Source organism: Vibrio sp. AND4 (assembly GCF_000171815.1).
Classification (GTDB): Bacteria; Pseudomonadota; Gammaproteobacteria; order Enterobacterales; family Vibrionaceae; genus Vibrio.
Genome location: NZ_ABGR01000129.1, coordinates 1 through 1,157, shown reverse-complemented (window position 1 = coordinate 1,157; position 1,157 = coordinate 1). Strand labels below are relative to the sequence as shown.

Below are 1,157 nucleotides of genomic sequence, written 5' to 3'. Positions count from 1 at the left end.
AACTTCGAACGTCAATTAGAGAAGTTAGAAGAGTTGTTCCCAAGTGCGGATGAATTCGATTTTTACGGTGTTTATCCAGCGATGGATGCGTGTCAGAGCTTGTCGACACTGTTGCACGGTCTGTTGGATCGCGACTACCTTTTTGACTCAATGCTTAAAGTGAGCCAACAGTCGGTAAAAACCGTTGCGGACCTAGAACAAGCACAAGGTGCAGAGCCAATCACCAACGACAATCAAAAAGAAAATGAAGCCGTATGTGAAGAGTGGGATGTTCAATGGGCTATCTTTCGTCCACTGCGTGAAGCGGCAGAGCGTGATATTTGCTTGATTAAAGATCTACGTGAAGAATTACGCGAAGAAGCCGTGAGTAACATCGGCATTGCTCTTTAATCATTGAATCGATAGAACAAAGGCATCCAGAATGGATGCCTTTTTTGTTTTTGCGTTTAAGCGATTATGCCTAGTGTCAATTACGATTCTTTAGAGTCCGGTTTGGTTGGCTCTTGCGCTTCTGGCGCTTTGTTCTGCTCTTCGTTTTCTTTCTCTTCTTCATCGTCATCGCGGCTTTCAATTACGCCGTGCTTTTCTTTCCAGCTCTCCCAACGTTGGTAAGCCAATTCCTGCATGTCTGTGCTCTTATCCGCTTCATCGATGATCTCTTCACCCAATAGGTGCTCAAAGATGTCTTCTAGCGTCACTAAGCCTTGCACTGTGCCGTATTCGTCAACCACAAGCGCTAGCTGCAGGCGGTGAGACATCATCTGGTCGAACACTCTAGGCAGAACTGTGTTGTTCAGTACCACTTGTATAGGGCGCATGACCGAACCAAGTGGCTTTTGGCCGCTGCCTGATTGTTGTAGCTTGAACAGCTCTAGACGGTGCACAAAACCAATGATGTTGTCTTTCTGCTCGCTGTAAACCAGTGGACGAGAGAAAGGCGTCTCTTTGTGCTTCTCTAGGAAGTCATTGATGGTCATGGTCGCGTCTACGCGAAATACCACTGGGCGCGGAGTCATGACTTGAGTTACTGGTACATCTTGAATACCCAGTAGGTTGCTCAGGATCTTAGATTCACCTTCCGCGAATTCGCCACTCTCTCTCGCTAGAATGGCCATGGCAGAGAGCTCATCACGCATTTTTGGTGCCTCGTGGTTACG

2 protein-coding genes are annotated in these 1,157 nt (G+C 47.3%); one reads left to right on the top strand and one right to left on the bottom strand.

The features are described 5' to 3' along the window. Positions 1-390 (top strand): DUF416 family protein (locus tag AND4_RS19185; RefSeq protein ID WP_009844650.1); only part of this gene is annotated, 390 nt, incomplete at its 5' end. 80 nt (positions 391-470) lie between these two features. Here the strand turns inward: AND4_RS19185 and AND4_RS19180 are convergent. Next, the coding region (locus AND4_RS19180; RefSeq protein WP_009844649.1) for a CBS domain-containing protein at positions 471-1,157 on the bottom strand (687 nt) is incomplete at its 5' end.